The organism is Hyalangium gracile (assembly GCF_020103725.1).
GTDB classification, from domain to species: Bacteria; Myxococcota; Myxococcia; order Myxococcales; family Myxococcaceae; genus Hyalangium; species Hyalangium gracile.
The window spans coordinates 165048-180008 of the sequence record NZ_JAHXBG010000005.1; the positions used below are offsets into that span (position 1 = coordinate 165048).

Below are 14961 nucleotides of genomic sequence, written 5' to 3' on the forward strand. Positions count from 1 at the left end.
GGCCTACGCGCACCAGGACCTGCCCTTCGAGAAGCTGGTGGAGGAGCTGCAGCCGGAGCGGGATCCGAGCCGCAACCCCCTGTTCCAGATCCTCTTCGCGCTGCACCGGGAGTCTCCGCTGCTGGAGAGCTGGGACGAGCTGACGGTGAAGCCCCTGCCCTTCGACATCCAGGCGGCCAAGCTCGCGCTCGAGCTGCATGTCACCGAGACGTCGCAGGGCCTCTCGCTCTACGCGCTCTTCAACACGGACCTCTTCGACGACTCGACGATCCTGCGGCTGCTGGAGCACCTCTCGAGCCTCGCCGCGGAGGTCTGCGCCCGACCGGACGCGCCGATCGGCCGGCTCGCGATGCTGTCTCCGGAGGAGCGCCTGAGGCTCGTGGCCGGCAACGCGCCCCAGGTGCCACGCGCTCCGGGGCTCCGCCTGCACGATCTCCTCACCCGGCAGTTCGCCCTCACGCCTGACGCCATCGCCGTGGAGCTGGGCGGGCAGCAGCTGACGTACGCGGAGCTGGACCGCCGCTCCGCCGACATGGCGAAGCGCCTGCGAGCGCTCGGAGTCGGTCCCAACGTTCGGGTGGGCATCCACCTGGAGCGCTCGCTCGAGCTGATGGTCTCGCTCGTGGCGACGCTGCGAGCCGGCGGGGCCTACGTCCCCCTGGAGCCCTCGCTGCCCCGGGACCGGCTGGCCTTCATGATCGAGGACAGCGAAGTCGCCGTCATCCTCGCGCCAGCCAGCGCCGAACTGCCCACGGGAGCGGCGACACGACTGGATCCGCTGGAACAGGGAGAGGCTCCCGCCGCCGTGCCCGCGCACGAGCCCGACGAGGAGGATCTGGCCTACGCCATCTACACCTCGGGCTCGACGGGACGGCCCAAGGGAGCAATGAACACCCACCGGGCCATCGTCAACCGACTCCTCTGGATGCAGGAGGCGCTCGGCCTCACGGAGACGGACGCCGTCCTGCAGAAGACGCCGATCGGCTTCGACGTCTCGGTGTGGGAGCTGTTCTGGCCGCTCATGACGGGCGCCCGGCTCGTGCTCGCCCCTCCCGGCGCGCACACGGATGCGGCGCGGCTGGCGGCGCTGGTCCGCGACCACGCCATCACCACGCTGCACTTCGTGCCCTCGATGCTGCACTTCTTCCTGGAGGAGCCAGGACTCGGAAGGCCAGCCGCGCTCCGGAACATCGTCTGCAGCGGCGAAGCACTCGGGGCGGAGCTCCGGGATAGGTGCCTGAAGGCCCTGCCCAAGGCCACCCTGTGGAACCTCTACGGACCCACCGAGGCAGCCGTGGACGTGACGTGGTGGCGCTGTGCTCCCGAGGACCAGCGCCGCTTCGTGCCCATCGGCCGTCCCATCGCCAACCTCCGCCTCTACGTGCTGGACGCGGAGCTGGAGCCCGTCCCCGTGGGCTGCCCCGGAGAGCTCTACATCGCGGGAGTGGGTCTGGCGCGCGGCTACCTCGGCCGGGCGGACCTCACCGCCAGCAGCTTCCTGCCCGATCCCTTCTCCCCCGAGCCCGGTGGCCGCATGTACCGCACCGGTGACATCGGCGCTGTCCTGCCGGATGGCTCCCTGCGCTACCTGGGCCGGAGGGATCACCAGGTCAAGGTGCGCGGCGTCCGCATCGAGCTGGAGGAGCTCCAGTCGGTGCTGTCCACCCATCCGGACGTGCGCGACGCGGTGGCGCTGGCCCTGGACGCGGGTGGTGCCGAGGCGCGCCTGGTCGCCTGGTACCGCCCGAAGGACCCCGCTCGGAAGCCGGACGCGGAGGCACTGCGAGACTGGCTGCTCGAGCGGCTCCCCGAGCCCATGGTGCCGTCCACGCTGCTGCCGATCGAGCAGTACCCGGTGACGAACAACGGCAAGCTGGACCGGCGAGCGCTGCTGGCCGAGGCGGGCCGAGCCCCCCGCACGGGTCCCCGCAAGGCCACGATTCCACCGCGCACGCCGGAGGAGAAGGCCATCGCCGGGATCCTGGCGGAGCTGCTGGGCGTGGAGCAGGTGGGGGTGAAGGACGACTTCTTCGAGCTGGGAGGCCACTCGCTGCTGGCGCTCCAGCTCCTGGAGCGGGTGCGCAAGGAGTTCGGACGGACGCTGCCACTGGCGGCCATCTTCCAGGCTCCGACGGTGGAGGGCATGGCGAAGCTCCTGAAGGACGATCGAGGAGGGCTCGCCTTCAGCCCGCTGGTCCCCATCCGAGCCAAGGGCCGAGGCGAGCCCCTGTTCTGCCCGGCGCCGGTGGTGGGCATCGTCTTCCCCTACTTCGAGCTGGCGTCGCTGCTGAAGACGGATCGTCCCATCTACGGCCTGCAGCCACGAGGGCTGGACGGTCGCGAGCCGGCCCACCGCACCATCGAGGAGATGGCGGCGTGGTACGTGGACGCGATCAAGCTCGTGCAGCCACGAGGGCCCTACCACCTGTGCGGCTGGTCCTTCGGCGGACTCGTCGCCTTCGAGATGGCGCGCCAGCTCAAGGCGCGTGGCGAACAGGTGGCGAGGCTGGTGCTGCTGGACACGCCCTCCCCGTCTCGGCCGAGCCTGCGGGGACTGGCCACGGAGGGCCGCCTGCTCTGGGGCATCGTCTCGCGGCACCTCTGGACATACCTCAGCGGGTACGCGGCGCTGCGACTGCTCGGGAAGTCGGACGCGCCCGAGGTGAAGAAGGACAGCGCGCTCTGGCGCGATCTCTTCCCGAAGCTCCAGCAACTCGTCGCCGAGTCCGCCATGGCCCCGGTCATCCCCGAGGAGTCCCGGGTGCTGATGTTCCAGCAGGCGGAGATGGACCAGCTCTTCCGCGTCTTCCTCTCCAGCGCGATGGCCTCGGCGCGCTACCGGGGAGGCTCCTACGGAGGGCCGATGTACCTGATCCGCGCGAGCGAGGACGCCGACCCGAAGGAGGATCAGGCGCTGGGCTGGACACGCATCGTGCGGGGGCAGGTGCACCGCCGGCCGGTCTCAGGCAGCCACATGACGCTGCTGCGAGCGCCCCACGTCCAAGAGGTGGCGGCGGTGCTGGACGAGGTGCTCCGGCCCCGAGAGCCCGCCTCGAAGAAGGCCCCTGAGGCCACGTCCTCCGAGGCCGGACCTCACGCGAACCGGAGGGCGTCATGAAGCGACTGGGGGACACCTGGGGCACCACGGGCGTCGCGATGTTCGTGTTCCTGAAGGGGCTGGATCACGTGCTGGGCAAGGAGGGCTCCGAGGCGGCGTTGCCAGCGGCCTGGCGCCTCTACGAGCGGTTGCAGAGGACGTTCACGGCCGCCGAAGACATCGCCCGCCTGAGACAGTTCGAGCACCTGCCCGCGGGCTCGCTGGGGCGGGAGTTCTGGGAGTACTGCCAGCGGCACGGGTTCCCGCTACCGGGACAGCCGGGAGCCATCCCCTTCGACGCGGTGCGGCACGACGTCATCCACCTGATGGCGGGCTACGGCCCCGACAGGGAAGGCGAGCTGCTGCTGGTCGCCTTCTGCTGTGGCTTCTTTGGCAAGCGGCGGCCCCACTCGACGGGCAGACAGGTCGTGGGGCCGGGCCGGCTCATGTACACGCTGCGCCTGCCTGGGGATGAAGTCCCCGCCACCGTCCGGCACATGCGGCGAATCGCGCGGGAGCTGGGGCGCCGCGAGGGGGCGACTGTCTCCGAGGCCCGTGTCGAGCGGGCCTACGAGCGGGGCCGGGCCATGACGGTGGACCTGCTGAACGGCTGGGACTACCTGCTCGTGGCGCACCGGCCGCTGGAGGAGCTGCGGCGGCGCTACGGCATCCTGCCCGAGTAGGAGGGCGAGCCCGGGCCCTCAGCGGGTGACGGCGGCGCTGGCCGGAGTGCCGACCTTGAGGGGCACGGGCATGGGCGCGGCGGCGCGGGACAGGTGGGGCTCCCAGAGGCCACCTTCCTTGTACATGTGCCGGATGCTCAGGTACTGCAGGAGCACGGTGCTCACGAAGCTGATGGACTGGGGCTTCGTCCGGGCGTACCGCATGACGGAGCTGAACATGGCGGTCTCCTCGCGGCCGAGGCGAGGCAGGGCGCTCATCAGCTCCATGCTGTCCATGTCGAGCTGGCGCACGAAGGGGGGCTCGCCAGCGGACAGGTGACGCGGATCGCGGCGCTCGCCGAGCGAGTCGATGAACTGGCGGATGCGCGCCTCGAAGGAGGCGGGGCTGTAGAGGTTGTTGGCCAGCCACTGGATGCCGGCCATGAGCTGCTCGCGGCTCATCTGGCGAGGGACGATGTTGGTGCTCCAGGGCACGGAGGCGCCCTTCACATCCTCGGACTCGAGCAGGCGGCCCTCGGCACGCATACGGGCATGCAGCGGCGTGGCGGCCGGAGCCACCAGCGCGCCGAGCGTGAAGACGGGGATGGTGGTGGCGGAGGCGAAGCGGAACTGGCGCTCGAAGATGTCGGGGCCATCCGAGTCGAAGCCGACCATCATCCCGCCGATGACGAGGATGCCATGCTGGGCGAAGCGGCGGATGCGCTCGACGAGATCGATGCCGGTGTTCTGGCGCTTCTTGGTCTCGCGGAGGCTGTCCTCATTGGGCGTCTCGATGCCGATGAAGACGTTGGTGAGGCCGGCCTCGGCGCACATGCGAAGCATCTCCTCGTCCGCGGCGGCGTCGATGGAGATCTGGGTGACGAACTCCACCTTGCCCTGTCGCTGGGAGAGGTTCCACTCCTTGAGGGCCTGGAGCAGCTCCTTGGCGCGAGAGCGGTAGATGGTGAAGTTGTCGTCGCAGAGGAAGACGACGCGGTAGCCGTAGCGGTAGACGATGTCGAGCTCGGCGAGCACCTGGCCGACGGCCTTGTGGCGCTGCTTGCGGCCCAGGTACTGGATGACGTCGCAGAACTCGCACTGGAAGGGGCACCCGCGAGAGGTCTGCACGCTGGCCATGAGCGCGCGGTCGTTCGGGTAGAGATCCCACCGAGGGAGGGGCGAGGTGGAGAGCTCCGGGCGGGTGCCGGTGTAGCGCTCCTTGAAGCGGCCCTCGGCGAGATCGGAGAACACCTGCTCGGCGATCTCCTCCATCTCCCCGACGACGAGGATGTCGGCGTGGGGCTGGACGAGCTCGGGGCTGAGGCTGGCGTGAGGGCCACCGATGAGGACCTTCTTGCCACGCTTGCGGAACTCGGCGGCGAGGACCTGCATGCGTCCCCACTGGCTGACCTTGCCGGTGAGGCCGACGTAGTCGGCGGGAGTGTCGAAGTCGATGTCCTGGATGAACTCGTCGCACAGGGTGACGTCGAGCTTGTGCTGGGCCATGGCGGCGACGGTGGGGAGGGCGAGGTCCGCCACGACGGCCGTCCGGGGGAGGCCCCAGGCGGAGTAGGCCTCACCGCTGAGGTAGCTGGGAATGTCGCACCGCGGGTTGATCAGATAGAGCGACTTGGCCACGTGTCTGCCTCGCACAGCAGCGGATGGACCGGCTCGCGGAGTGTACATGGGCGCACTCCGAGTCCACCACTGTCGATTCACCGCTTGGTATACGCTAGGGGCATGACTTCAGCGCCCTCCTCGAAACCTGGAGCCGCGGCCACCGAGACGCTCGAGCTCATCACGACGCCGCGAACAGGCTGGCTCGTGGGAGTGGATGGCGAGGGGCGACCGCTGGTGGACTTCGAGGGCAACCGCCATGGCCCCAGCGCCGCGCGAAGAACCCTCCCGCTGGAGCCGGAGGCCCTGCGGAGCGCGGTAGCCCAGCGCCAGGGCGTCATGCTGCTCTTCGAGAACGGCGACCCGCGCCTGCCGGTGATCATCGGCCTCTACCAGGCGGAGAGCGCCACCCCACTGCTGGACGCGATGCTCGAGGAGCCCAGCCCGGAGGCCCCACCCGAGCCCGAGCCCTCCCCAACGCAGCCCATGGAGGCCCACGTGGACGGCAAGCGGGTGGTCATCGAGGCAGCCGACGAGGTCGTCCTGAAGTGTGGCCAGGCCAGCATCACCCTGCGCCGTAACGGCAAGCTCATCCTCAAGGGGACCTACGTCGAGACGCACTCGACGGGGGTGAACCGCATCAAGGGCGGCAGCGTCCAGATCAACTGATCCACCTCCGCAAAGCATCACTCGAGCGCCTCGAGTTCCGTCCATTCGTCGTAGATGTCTGCCTCCCAGCCGCGCTGGGCCCATTGTCCCGCACGCCACGCAGCCGTGAGGTGGGATTTGCCCTTCTCGGCGACCCGTCGTTTGTCGACGAAGAAGAATACGAGCGCCCAGATAGCCACACTGCCGTCGTCCATCCGAGTCGTCAGCAACTTCACGAGGAGTTCAATCATGACTCCTGTGTGCGGCGGCCCGATCACGCCCCTGAGCGTCCCGGCGGAAGCTCTGGGGTTGATGCTCTCGCTTCCTTCAACGAACTGTAGCTGAAGGACGCAGGCGGGTGAGTTGCAAGGTAATTAATGAGACCCTCCTCAAGTGCGACCACGCCAGCACCATCCTGCGCCGCATGGGCTTATGGATCTCGCACAACAGTCAGATTGGCCGTTCCCTCGACATAAGGGAATCCAAGGGAATAGTAAAATCAACACTGGAATCAGCCCAAACCCGCGAACTCACTTGGTAGTTCCCATACAAGAACAACGCGCAAAGGGCTCGCCCTCCCAGACTCCAAGACATAGGACCCTTCCGGCAAATCAGCCACATCCCCGGTGGACAAGTTCACCGACTCCACTCCGAAGTCGTATCTACAGGATCCTTCGAGCACGTAACAAACCCCGGCCCGCATCGCACCACTCAACCGCACCCCCGCCGGATAGACATGAGCCCTAAGCATGAATCTCCATGGCTGCCCATAAAGATCGCGAACCCCCTGCTCAGTAAGCGGTCCATCTGAAACACTCTCCCACCGACGCACCTCTATCGCACGTGGCCTCACTCTAGCCTCACGGGAAGACCACACCGACTCGCGCGAACGCCTCTTGAGCGATTTTCAAGGTGTCCTCAGTAGGCATGAAATGTCCACTGTGGTTGCTAATGTCGGTTCCGAAGAAAGCCCCACGATAGCCGGCAATATTAGCCTGCCCCGCCGCGAGCACTGGGCGGCCTCTGGAGAGCACTGCATGTGAGATCTCTACTCCCCCCCACGTATGAGGAGCGACAATGAGCTGCCCTGAATCGGTGATCACAAACTTTATTGTTCCATTGTTCACAATTTTTCGAAACCACGCCCTCCCGCCTCTATGACTGGAGCGCGGACGCTAGCAGCTCTTGCAAGGCGGAGTGTACATGGACGCACTCCAGGACCACCACCGTCGATTCACCATTTGGGATACACTAGGGGCATGACTTCAGCGCCCTCCTCGAAGCCTGGAGCCGCGGCGACCGAGACGCTCGAGCTCATCACGACGCCGCGAACGGGCTGGCTCGTGGGAGTGGATGGCGAGGGGCGACCGCTGGTGGGCTTTCAGGGTAACCGCCATGGTCCCCGCGCCGCGCGAAGAACGCTCCCGATGGAACCGGAGGCCCTACAGCGCGCGGTAGCCCAGCGCCAGGGAGTGATGCTGCTCTTCGAGAACGGCGATCCGCGCCTGCCGGTGATCATCGGCCTCTACCAGGCGGAGAGCGCCACCCCGCTGCTGGACGCGATGCTCGAGGAGCCCAGCCCGGAGGCTCCACCCGAACCCGAGCCTTCCCCAGAGCAGCCCATGGAGGCCCACGTGGACGGCAAGCGGGTGGTCATCGAGGCAGCCGACGAGGTCGTCCCGAAGTGTGGCCAGGCCAGCATCACCCTGCGCCGTAACGGCAAGCTCATCCTCAAGGGGACCTACGTCGAGACCCACTCGACGGGGGTGAACCGCATCAAGGGCGGCAGCGTCCAGATCAACTGACGTACGCCCCCCCAGCTCACTTCGGCAGGATCGGAGGCCCTTCGTATGCTCCGGAACGCTCGAACTCTTCGACCAATCGCCGGAACTCCTCGAACCGTGGCCAGAGGCGCAGATGGCTCCGGTGGAAGGGAAGATAGTTGAACTCATACAGCGGCGATGCGGGATCGTCCGTCAAGAAATCTGTGTTGTACCAATCCTCACGAATCCGTTCTCCACACACCACGCACCTGAGGGATGCGGACCGCACCTTCTTGTTTCGCTCTTCGCTTCGGCGCAGAGCCAACTCACGCAGTGGATGATTGGAGAAACATTCGCCATGGAACGCCCCGTCCGTCAGCGCGTAGAGCGGATCGCGGCGATTTCGCACAAAATTCGGGAGATAAGCACCAGGGGTCCCCTCAATAGGCTTGCGGCATATAGGGCACGACATTCCGCGAACGAAAATGGGCATAAGCGTCGTGGGAGAGACTCAGGCCCTCCCGCCAGCAGTGACTTCAGGTTCGAACATCGTTCGCCGCAAGACTCGAACGGCTCGCAAGCATACCTTCAACACACTCACTCTGATGGAGTCTCATTTTGCCGTAACTTCTCCAACACCCACTGAGTAGGTCGGGAGGAAATCTTGCATTCATCACTATCCGGGAACCACCACACCGTCACCTCAGCCTCTCTTTCGCCCAACGAACACAGGACTGAAACATCCAACCAGACCTCAGCCACCGGTCCGTGCCTTCTTGGTCTGACATCCACGAACCTGACGATGGAGATCGAACGCATTTCGAACGGCGCCAACATGCCCATCGTATCCACATAGACATCGAGGGGTTTGTCGACCATTCCCCGAGGAAAGAACAACTGCTTGCGAGCCTCCGCCAGTCGGCCTTCATTGAGCAGGTCAAAGTGACTTCGCACCAAGGACAGCGCACGCGAGAGAATCACCTGTTTCTTGTCATCATCCATGCATTCTCGCACGAGACTCCGCCGAACACGCCCGGCCTGATGACGGACGCGCTAGCAACCGGAGCACTCTTCACGTCGATAAGGCCTCTTCGCGCAAGCGCATCAGCCTGCTCCTCAGAGAGGCTTTCGCGACCGCCCCGGTTATCAACATAAGGGCCAACGACAGCCATCGACTCGCTCTTAATCACCTTCAACTGTTGCTCGGAGAAGCGTCCACTCGCCTCCCTCGCGGTCAACCACTGAATTCAATGAAGGCATCGCGATTGCAGTAATGAGCCAGTGCCTCAACCAACTCTTGCTCACTGACGTTGGGCTTCTGCAGACGAGCATTATCAACGACCTCGAGCACCTGGGCAGCGGACAGAATCTTGACCAACCCATTGGCCTCGGCAAACGGAGGAAGGTCGTCCGAGTAGAGGTCGCGCTCCAGGATGCACGCCTCACTATGGGCTGCCCAAGGCAGTCCGCCTCGCATGTAGAGCGCATATCCTCTCGTCGGTTCCTTGATCGCGCGCAAAATCTTCCCCAGCGTCGTCAACTGACCTGAACTCAACGTCCGCCTCCAATATTTTCCATTCAAGCCCATCAACAACCCTCTTGGAGAAGTGCTCTAGACAAGCCCACTCCTCGCCATGATCCTTCCAGCCTCCCGAAGATCAACCCCCTCAACATCGCGAATCGCCTTCATGACTGAAATCAGCCCCAGATTCATTTCCTTCATCGCACCCAAAGACTGCTCCAAGGACAGCCCCTGCCCCCGAAGCTGTCTCAGCACATCCAACGCCCGGCGATCGCTTTCCACAGCGCCCCCTGCACCGACGAATTCCCGATGGAATCATGCTCCGAGAGCCAGGATCAACATGCCTCATGAAATCAGGGCCCAGCTCCTGGAAACTGGGTCAACACCTGCAACGTGACCATCGAGACACTGAGAAGATCAGCAGCATACTCCACCACGATCGCGCAATCCCCATATACGTACTTGTCGCTTGGTAGACTGAAGCCATAGAAAGGGATCTCCTCTCCCTCTCGGGCACTATCAGGCTTGCCCATGGCGCGACGCACGGCCTCGCGATCGCTCGAAAAGCTCAAGCCCTCTGGCAACCCTTTGAAAAAAGCAGAGTGACCAGCAAGTCCCTCTGAGAACAAGAACAGTGCTGCGACGCGACCATTCTCCACATCGACGTCGATCCCACGCCTCTTGAAGACATAGTACGTTCGATCTTCCACGGTACTTACTTCCGAGACTCCTCCCATCTCCAACAAGAAACCAGCAACCTCTTGAGAAGAAAAGGCTCGTCCAAGAATAGATGTCAAATACAGAAAACCATCCGGCACCGAACGTGATCTCATCTCATGCACCACCGGTATGAACATCAACACGCCTCGGGACAGGTCCATTCACACGGTTTTCAAGTCCTCCCACCAGTACTTCTCCGACGACGCTTTTTCTCCAACCAGAATCATCAGGATGAACCCGCCGCCGGTCGAGGCTTGACCAGGAATAAATGCTCCACTCACCTGGGGACACCATGCCCATCTCCATCTCTCGGAGTTTCACCACGGTACCCGCTGAAGAACGGCAGGTCGCCACATTCAACCACGCGCCCGCTTCAGGAACTCCTCTCGAGTCATCCCGACCTTCTCCAACCATTGCCACGCACCCACTCCGGGGTAACTCAGAATCGCTTCGCCCAGGCGAGCACCAATCTCGCGACAAGATCATCGAGACTCGCGTCTGGGTAGTTCCTGACGGCATTCCACCCGTGCGCCACGATAGCGAGGTCTCGTCCCAACGCCGCATCCGTCTCCTGCGCAAACACATCCTCATAGAGACGCTCTCCATCGGCCTCCACGTACCCGATTGCGACTTGCTCCTCCTCAACCCACTTCACCCCCACGAACTCCTCGACCTCCTTATCGAACATAGCTCACCGTCTCCCTCCAAAGCCGGTCCACTGGGTTCTCAAATCATTCAGTACTCTACAGCGGCCCCGATTGAGCTGATGTTGGCCGTGTTCACGCACAAGCCCGGCAGCAGCAATCGGTTGAGCGTGGGATCAACTGGGTTCCACAGTAGCTGCATCAAACACGTCAGTCCCCAAAGCGAGACGCTTATCCATGCGCCGGTCGGCCCCACGCCGTCCAAGGTTCCCCAGGTGGAGTAGGCCTCACCGCTGAAGTAGCCGGGACTTTCATCGTCCAGGCGCCCTCTTCTATCAGCCATGCATCATGTGCTCACCTGGGCTGGGCAGCCCTTACCAGATCCTTGAGACGACCCGGCCCTCCCGAGATCCACCCTCGCACTTCGCATTCAGCGACGACCCGGGCCGCGCTCGCCACCAGCTCCCGCATGAATGCATCGAGCGGAACACGCTCCTCGAGAATAACCTGCTCGGCTCCCTGACTTCGCCGCTGGCACCGAACAACAAGTTCGCTGCCCTGCCGAGCTGCATCGAAGAAGAGTACGCAGCATCAATGATTCACCACTGCCCCGGGTTCATGACCGGGTCAACCAGAGCCCCACCGCGACTCACCTGGAGCACTCCAAAGACTCACGATATTCCAAGAATCCCAGAATACTCCGTCCCGTAGGGCGCAGAGCACGCATGACAGGGAGGCCCCCTCGTGCCGGATCAGTCAGCACAGTCAGTGCCTCCATCTCTATGCCGCTCAACCGATGAGGATCCACCATCCACTGCTGCTCCACCACCATCATTCTTCCCAGAAAATCATCCGACGGCTCGTCCGCAACGAGAACATTCACAGCACCAGATGCTCTCGCTACCTGAACCATCAATTGTTCGTATCTATTGTCCCCCGTCTCATTCAACTCACTCCACCTCTTGAGCGAAACAATAAGAAAGAAGATAGGCGTTGGGTGCGGAGATCCGAACACACAATTCATGAACAACGTGCGATCACGACATTCGACTTCAAAACTAAGCCCTTCCTGCAAGTAATGGGAGACATTATGACCAGCAAGATTGCCCAACTTGATCTGTCGAGATCCAAAGGCGACCCCCCATTCATTCATCCCAGCGACGATAGCAGTGGAATCAAACTCAAAACCTACGGCGCGCAGCGCGGCGATGACAGCACCCGGGTTCAAATCCACACCAGGCTCTGGAAGGAAAAAGAAGAACCGGCGGGATCCCACAATCACCCCTCCTGATGATACACAGGCGACAAGGACTCAACCGGCTTCCGCGAAGAGTCCTCGAAAGAATCACCGAGTTTTTCGACACGCAATCAGCACTCGAGGGTTTCCCTCGTCGGCGAAGCCAAACCGAGCATCATGAACCACTTCCACCACCCCGATGGAGGGAAACACCATGTCATCCTGCTTTATTGGGTGCTCGGGGAGCCATCTCGACGGGAATTGTACCGCGAATTGGTACCGCTCGGGCATTTGCCTCATCAGCTCGTTCTCCCGCAGGACAGTCTCCTCAGGAAGCACTTCCCTGCCATCAATGGACACCCTGAACCGGCCACGCCGGAACGCGACGAGACTCATATCGCCACATAGGGCAAGCCCCGCTAACGACACCCCGCCGAGAGTTCCACCCGCGAGACCCGTCTTCGCCCCATAGGGATCGTTTGAGATCGCCACCTTCAAGCGATCGAGCACTCCTAGCAGGTCGCTCCCGTGCCCGCTCCATTCCACATGCGCGAGCATCTGCACCAGATTCCACGCGAGCGACATTTGGCCTTGAAGGGGAGCGTCCACCACAAAGGCCCAGACAATCCGCGCTCCCCCTACGTACACGCTATCGACAACATCGAACACTTGCCGCGACTCTTGCTCAGGGAACTGCACTGCTCGCCGAAACCTCCACACATCAGACCAAGCCACGTGCTACCTCGCCTAATTGGAACTAGAAGCCCTGTGGCACCTCATCGCTCTAACCCAGCGCCCATTCTCAGCCACCAGATATGTCATGATCTCCATTTTACCAATCGCACACAACGGCTGGGGGAACAAGGCTTTTGCATAAGGGACCTCGGCATCGTTGAATGCTTTGAAGCAGCCACCCCATCCATATGCAGTACTCGCCCAGCACTCCCCCGAATCACAAGCCCATCAAAAACACTCTGCTCGAAAAGCGCGCGTACCTATGCGAGGAGTTCAGCGACAGCCTCGTCCACGGGCGCAGGCACCAGACACTCCTGCCTGCTGCTTGAGGGCTCGCCGTCCCTCCCTCCGCCTCTGGCCGCCACAGCCTTCGTTGCGCACGGCGCCCCGGCCGCACGGCGGAGCGTTGTCTCAGCACGCCTCGCTCTCACGCTCTCACAGAGCGCCTTCATGCAATCCTTGTATCCCTGTCGCCCCAGAACGCATCGGATCTGGCCACCCAGGCTCGTATTTACCACTGTCGCTGGGCTTCCTGCCGGAATTGCTCCAACTCTTTCTATCGGCTGCCTCCTGCAATGAGGTTCAGGAGACCTCACGAAAGGCTGGATCCCGTCTCGAAGGGTCACGGCGAAGTCTTACGTAACGCTCAGGCGATCACCATCCGGCTGAAACTCGCCGTCAGCATCCACCGCGTCGAGCGCCCCTTGAGCGCGGCGACCCCTGTCCAAGCCCGCTTCGCGCATCGCCCAACAGGCTAACAAACCGGAATCTATTGCCTTGGCCCTTGCAAGAGTTCGCCTGACAGAAAACCGGGACTCTCATTCGCAAATCTCTCGATTTCGAAAATGAGTTGCTCCACCGATGCCTCCCGCAGCCCTTTTTCATACCCAAGCGTGTCTTCACAGCGAAGAATCAGCCACTCAATATCTAGGTATCGCGCATTAGGTCTATGCAACCCAGCCCTCAGTTCCTTCAACAATCGCTCAATCCATTCGGCCACAGGGTCAAGCATACTCCACCTCAAAATGAAATGTACCCACCCTTGTGCGTATCTCGAACCCTCCAATCAATCGCACTCCGCCCATCCTTCAGCCTCACCGCTGAGGTAGCTGGGAATGTCGCACCGCGGGTTGATCAGATAGAGCGACTTGGCCACGTGTCTGCCTCGCGCAGCAGCGGGTGGACTGGCTCGCGGAGTGTACATGGCCGCACTCCAGGATCACCACCGTCGATTCACCGCTTGGGATACACTAGGGGCATGACTTCAGCGCCCTCCTCGAAGCCTGGAGCCGCGACGACCGAGACGCTCGAGCTCATCACGACGCCGCGAACGGGCTGGCTCGTGGGAGTGGATGGCGAGGGGCGCCCGCTGGTGGACTTTCAAGGTAACCGCCATGGTCCCCGCGCCGCGCGAAGAACGCTCCCGATGGAACCGGAGACCCTACAGCGCGCGGGAGCCCAGCGCCAGGGAGTGATGCTGCTCTTCGAGAACGGCGATCCGCGCCTGCCGGTGATCATCGGCCTCTACCAGGCGGAGAGCGCCACGCCGCTGCTGGACGCGATGCTCGAGGAGCCGAGCCCGGAGGCTCCACCCGAACCCGAGCCTTCCCCAGAGCAGCCCATGGAAGCCCAGGTGGACGGCAAGCGGGTGGTCATCGAGGCAGCCGACGAGGTCGTCCTGAAGTGCGGCCAGGCCAGCATCACCCTGCGCCGTAACGGCAAGCTGATCCTCAAGGGGACCTACGTCGAGACCCACTCGACGGGCGTGAACCGCATCAAGGGCGGCAGCGTCCAGATCAACTGATTCACTTGCGTGCGGCGAGCGAGGGGTCATCGGCTTATTACACGAACCGGCACACGCGAAATACTGAGCGTTCTCAATTGCATTTCGCACTGCTCGACCATCAACCGACCCTGCGCATCCGGCCGCATCACGGCCCAGCGAGCAACACTACTTGAAAGACAAGGATAGAAGGAATCAACATCATATCCTCTCTCAGCGGCGACAACCGCTGTCAGGTCTCCTGGGATGATGAGCCTCCCTCCACCAGAAAACCGCGCAAACACCCCAGCAGCACGGGCCGCGTCTTTTTCAAACGCACGGCCAATATCAACCCCAATGAACGAGAGGTGAGCCGCGAGATCATCCAAGTCCAAAAACTCTCGCTCTTCCTTCCACCTGAGCCGCAAGTACACTCTCAGGATCCGCTCAGGTTCATCATAGTTACGCGGACCTTCCTCAAAATCTCGACAGCATGCCAACTCAATAGCATCCCACAAAACAGAAGCCTCGACTTTTGTCCTGACCATCAACCA

14 protein-coding genes (1 of these 14 cut by a window edge) are annotated in these 14961 nt (G+C 63.0%); 5 read left to right on the forward strand and 9 right to left on the reverse strand.

Annotated features, from left to right (window positions below; genetic code table 11):
• Positions 1 to 3118, forward strand: partial view of a non-ribosomal peptide synthetase gene (locus KY572_RS11600; protein WP_263451602.1) — the 3' portion only. Its footprint begins 8795 nt before the window's first position; only the last 3118 of its 11913 coding nucleotides appear in the window; its start codon lies off the left edge, out of view; the stop codon is at positions 3116 to 3118.
• Positions 3115 to 3780, forward strand: a complete 666-nt coding sequence (locus KY572_RS11605; RefSeq protein WP_224242637.1) for a hypothetical protein — start codon at positions 3115 to 3117, stop codon at positions 3778 to 3780. Before KY572_RS11600 ends, KY572_RS11605 begins: the two co-directional genes overlap by 4 nt.
• Positions 3781 to 3798: 18 nt before the next feature.
• Here KY572_RS11605 and KY572_RS11610 read toward each other — a convergent pair whose 3' ends face one another.
• Positions 3799 to 5397: a radical SAM protein gene (locus tag KY572_RS11610; protein ID WP_224242638.1), complete on the reverse strand. Its 1599-nt coding sequence runs from the start codon at positions 5395 to 5397 to the stop codon at positions 3799 to 3801.
• A gap of 102 nt (positions 5398 to 5499) precedes the next feature.
• Here KY572_RS11610 and KY572_RS11615 point away from each other — a divergent pair, with 102 nt between their 5' ends.
• Positions 5500 to 6045 carry a DUF6484 domain-containing protein gene (locus tag KY572_RS11615; protein WP_224242639.1) on the forward strand — a complete coding sequence of 182 codons (546 nt, stop codon included), beginning with the start codon at positions 5500 to 5502 and terminating at the stop codon, positions 6043 to 6045.
• 17 nt (positions 6046 to 6062) lie between these two features.
• Here KY572_RS11615 and KY572_RS11620 read toward each other — a convergent pair whose 3' ends face one another.
• Entirely contained in the window at positions 6063 to 6275 is a 213-nt protein-coding gene (locus KY572_RS11620) for a hypothetical protein (protein WP_224242640.1), read from the reverse strand.
• Between the two features lie 1092 nt (positions 6276 to 7367).
• On the opposite strand from KY572_RS11620, the gene KY572_RS11625 reads away from it, so the two are divergent.
• On the forward strand, positions 7368 to 7829 hold the full coding sequence (locus KY572_RS11625) for a DUF6484 domain-containing protein (RefSeq protein WP_317987842.1): 462 nt from the start codon (positions 7368 to 7370) through the stop codon (positions 7827 to 7829).
• 555 nt (positions 7830 to 8384) lie between these two features.
• Here the strand turns inward: KY572_RS11625 and KY572_RS11630 are convergent.
• The 6 genes from KY572_RS11630 to KY572_RS11655 form a co-directional block, all read right to left on the reverse strand.
• A complete protein-coding gene (locus tag KY572_RS11630; RefSeq protein ID WP_224242642.1) occupies positions 8385 to 8789 on the reverse strand; it encodes a hypothetical protein in 405 nt (134 codons plus the stop codon).
• 232 nt (positions 8790 to 9021) lie between these two features.
• Entirely contained in the window at positions 9022 to 9342 is a 321-nt protein-coding gene (locus KY572_RS11635; protein WP_224242643.1) for a DUF7716 domain-containing protein, read from the reverse strand.
• A gap of 320 nt (positions 9343 to 9662) precedes the next feature.
• Complete coding sequence (locus tag KY572_RS11640) at positions 9663 to 10190, reverse strand: hypothetical protein (protein WP_224242644.1); 528 nt, start codon at positions 10188 to 10190, stop codon at positions 9663 to 9665.
• A gap of 278 nt (positions 10191 to 10468) precedes the next feature.
• Positions 10469 to 10717: a hypothetical protein gene (locus tag KY572_RS11645; protein ID WP_224242645.1), complete on the reverse strand. Its 249-nt coding sequence runs from the start codon at positions 10715 to 10717 to the stop codon at positions 10469 to 10471.
• A gap of 605 nt (positions 10718 to 11322) precedes the next feature.
• Positions 11323 to 11955, reverse strand: coding sequence for a hypothetical protein (locus tag KY572_RS11650; protein ID WP_224242646.1), 633 nt, complete (start codon positions 11953 to 11955; stop codon positions 11323 to 11325).
• Between the two features lie 63 nt (positions 11956 to 12018).
• On the reverse strand, positions 12019 to 12579 hold the full coding sequence (locus tag KY572_RS11655) for a hypothetical protein (protein WP_224242647.1): 561 nt from the start codon (positions 12577 to 12579) through the stop codon (positions 12019 to 12021).
• A 1408-nt stretch (positions 12580 to 13987) separates the two neighbouring features.
• Between KY572_RS11655 and KY572_RS11660 the strand changes: the two genes are divergently transcribed.
• A complete protein-coding gene (locus KY572_RS11660; protein ID WP_317987843.1) occupies positions 13988 to 14449 on the forward strand; it encodes a DUF6484 domain-containing protein in 462 nt (153 codons plus the stop codon).
• 26 nt (positions 14450 to 14475) lie between these two features.
• Here the strand turns inward: KY572_RS11660 and KY572_RS11665 are convergent, their stop codons facing one another.
• Complete coding sequence (locus tag KY572_RS11665) at positions 14476 to 14958, reverse strand: hypothetical protein (protein WP_224242649.1); 483 nt, start codon at positions 14956 to 14958, stop codon at positions 14476 to 14478.
• Positions 14959 to 14961 lie beyond the last annotated feature (3 nt).

Coding starts and splice junctions, on each gene's coding strand:
- KY572_RS11620 (WP_224242640.1), bottom strand. CDS start 6,275: ATGATTGAACTCCTCGTGAAGTTGCTGACGACTCGGATGGACGACGGC.
- KY572_RS11640 (WP_224242644.1), bottom strand. CDS start 10,190: ATGGACCTGTCCCGAGGCGTGTTGATGTTCATACCGGTGGTGCATGAG.
- KY572_RS11615 (WP_224242639.1), top strand. CDS start 5,500: ATGACTTCAGCGCCCTCCTCGAAACCTGGAGCCGCGGCCACCGAGACG.
- KY572_RS11645 (WP_224242645.1), bottom strand. CDS start 10,717: ATGTTCGATAAGGAGGTCGAGGAGTTCGTGGGGGTGAAGTGGGTTGAG.
- KY572_RS11605 (WP_224242637.1), top strand. CDS start 3,115: ATGAAGCGACTGGGGGACACCTGGGGCACCACGGGCGTCGCGATGTTC.
- KY572_RS11630 (WP_224242642.1), bottom strand. CDS start 8,789: ATGGATGATGACAAGAAACAGGTGATTCTCTCGCGTGCGCTGTCCTTG.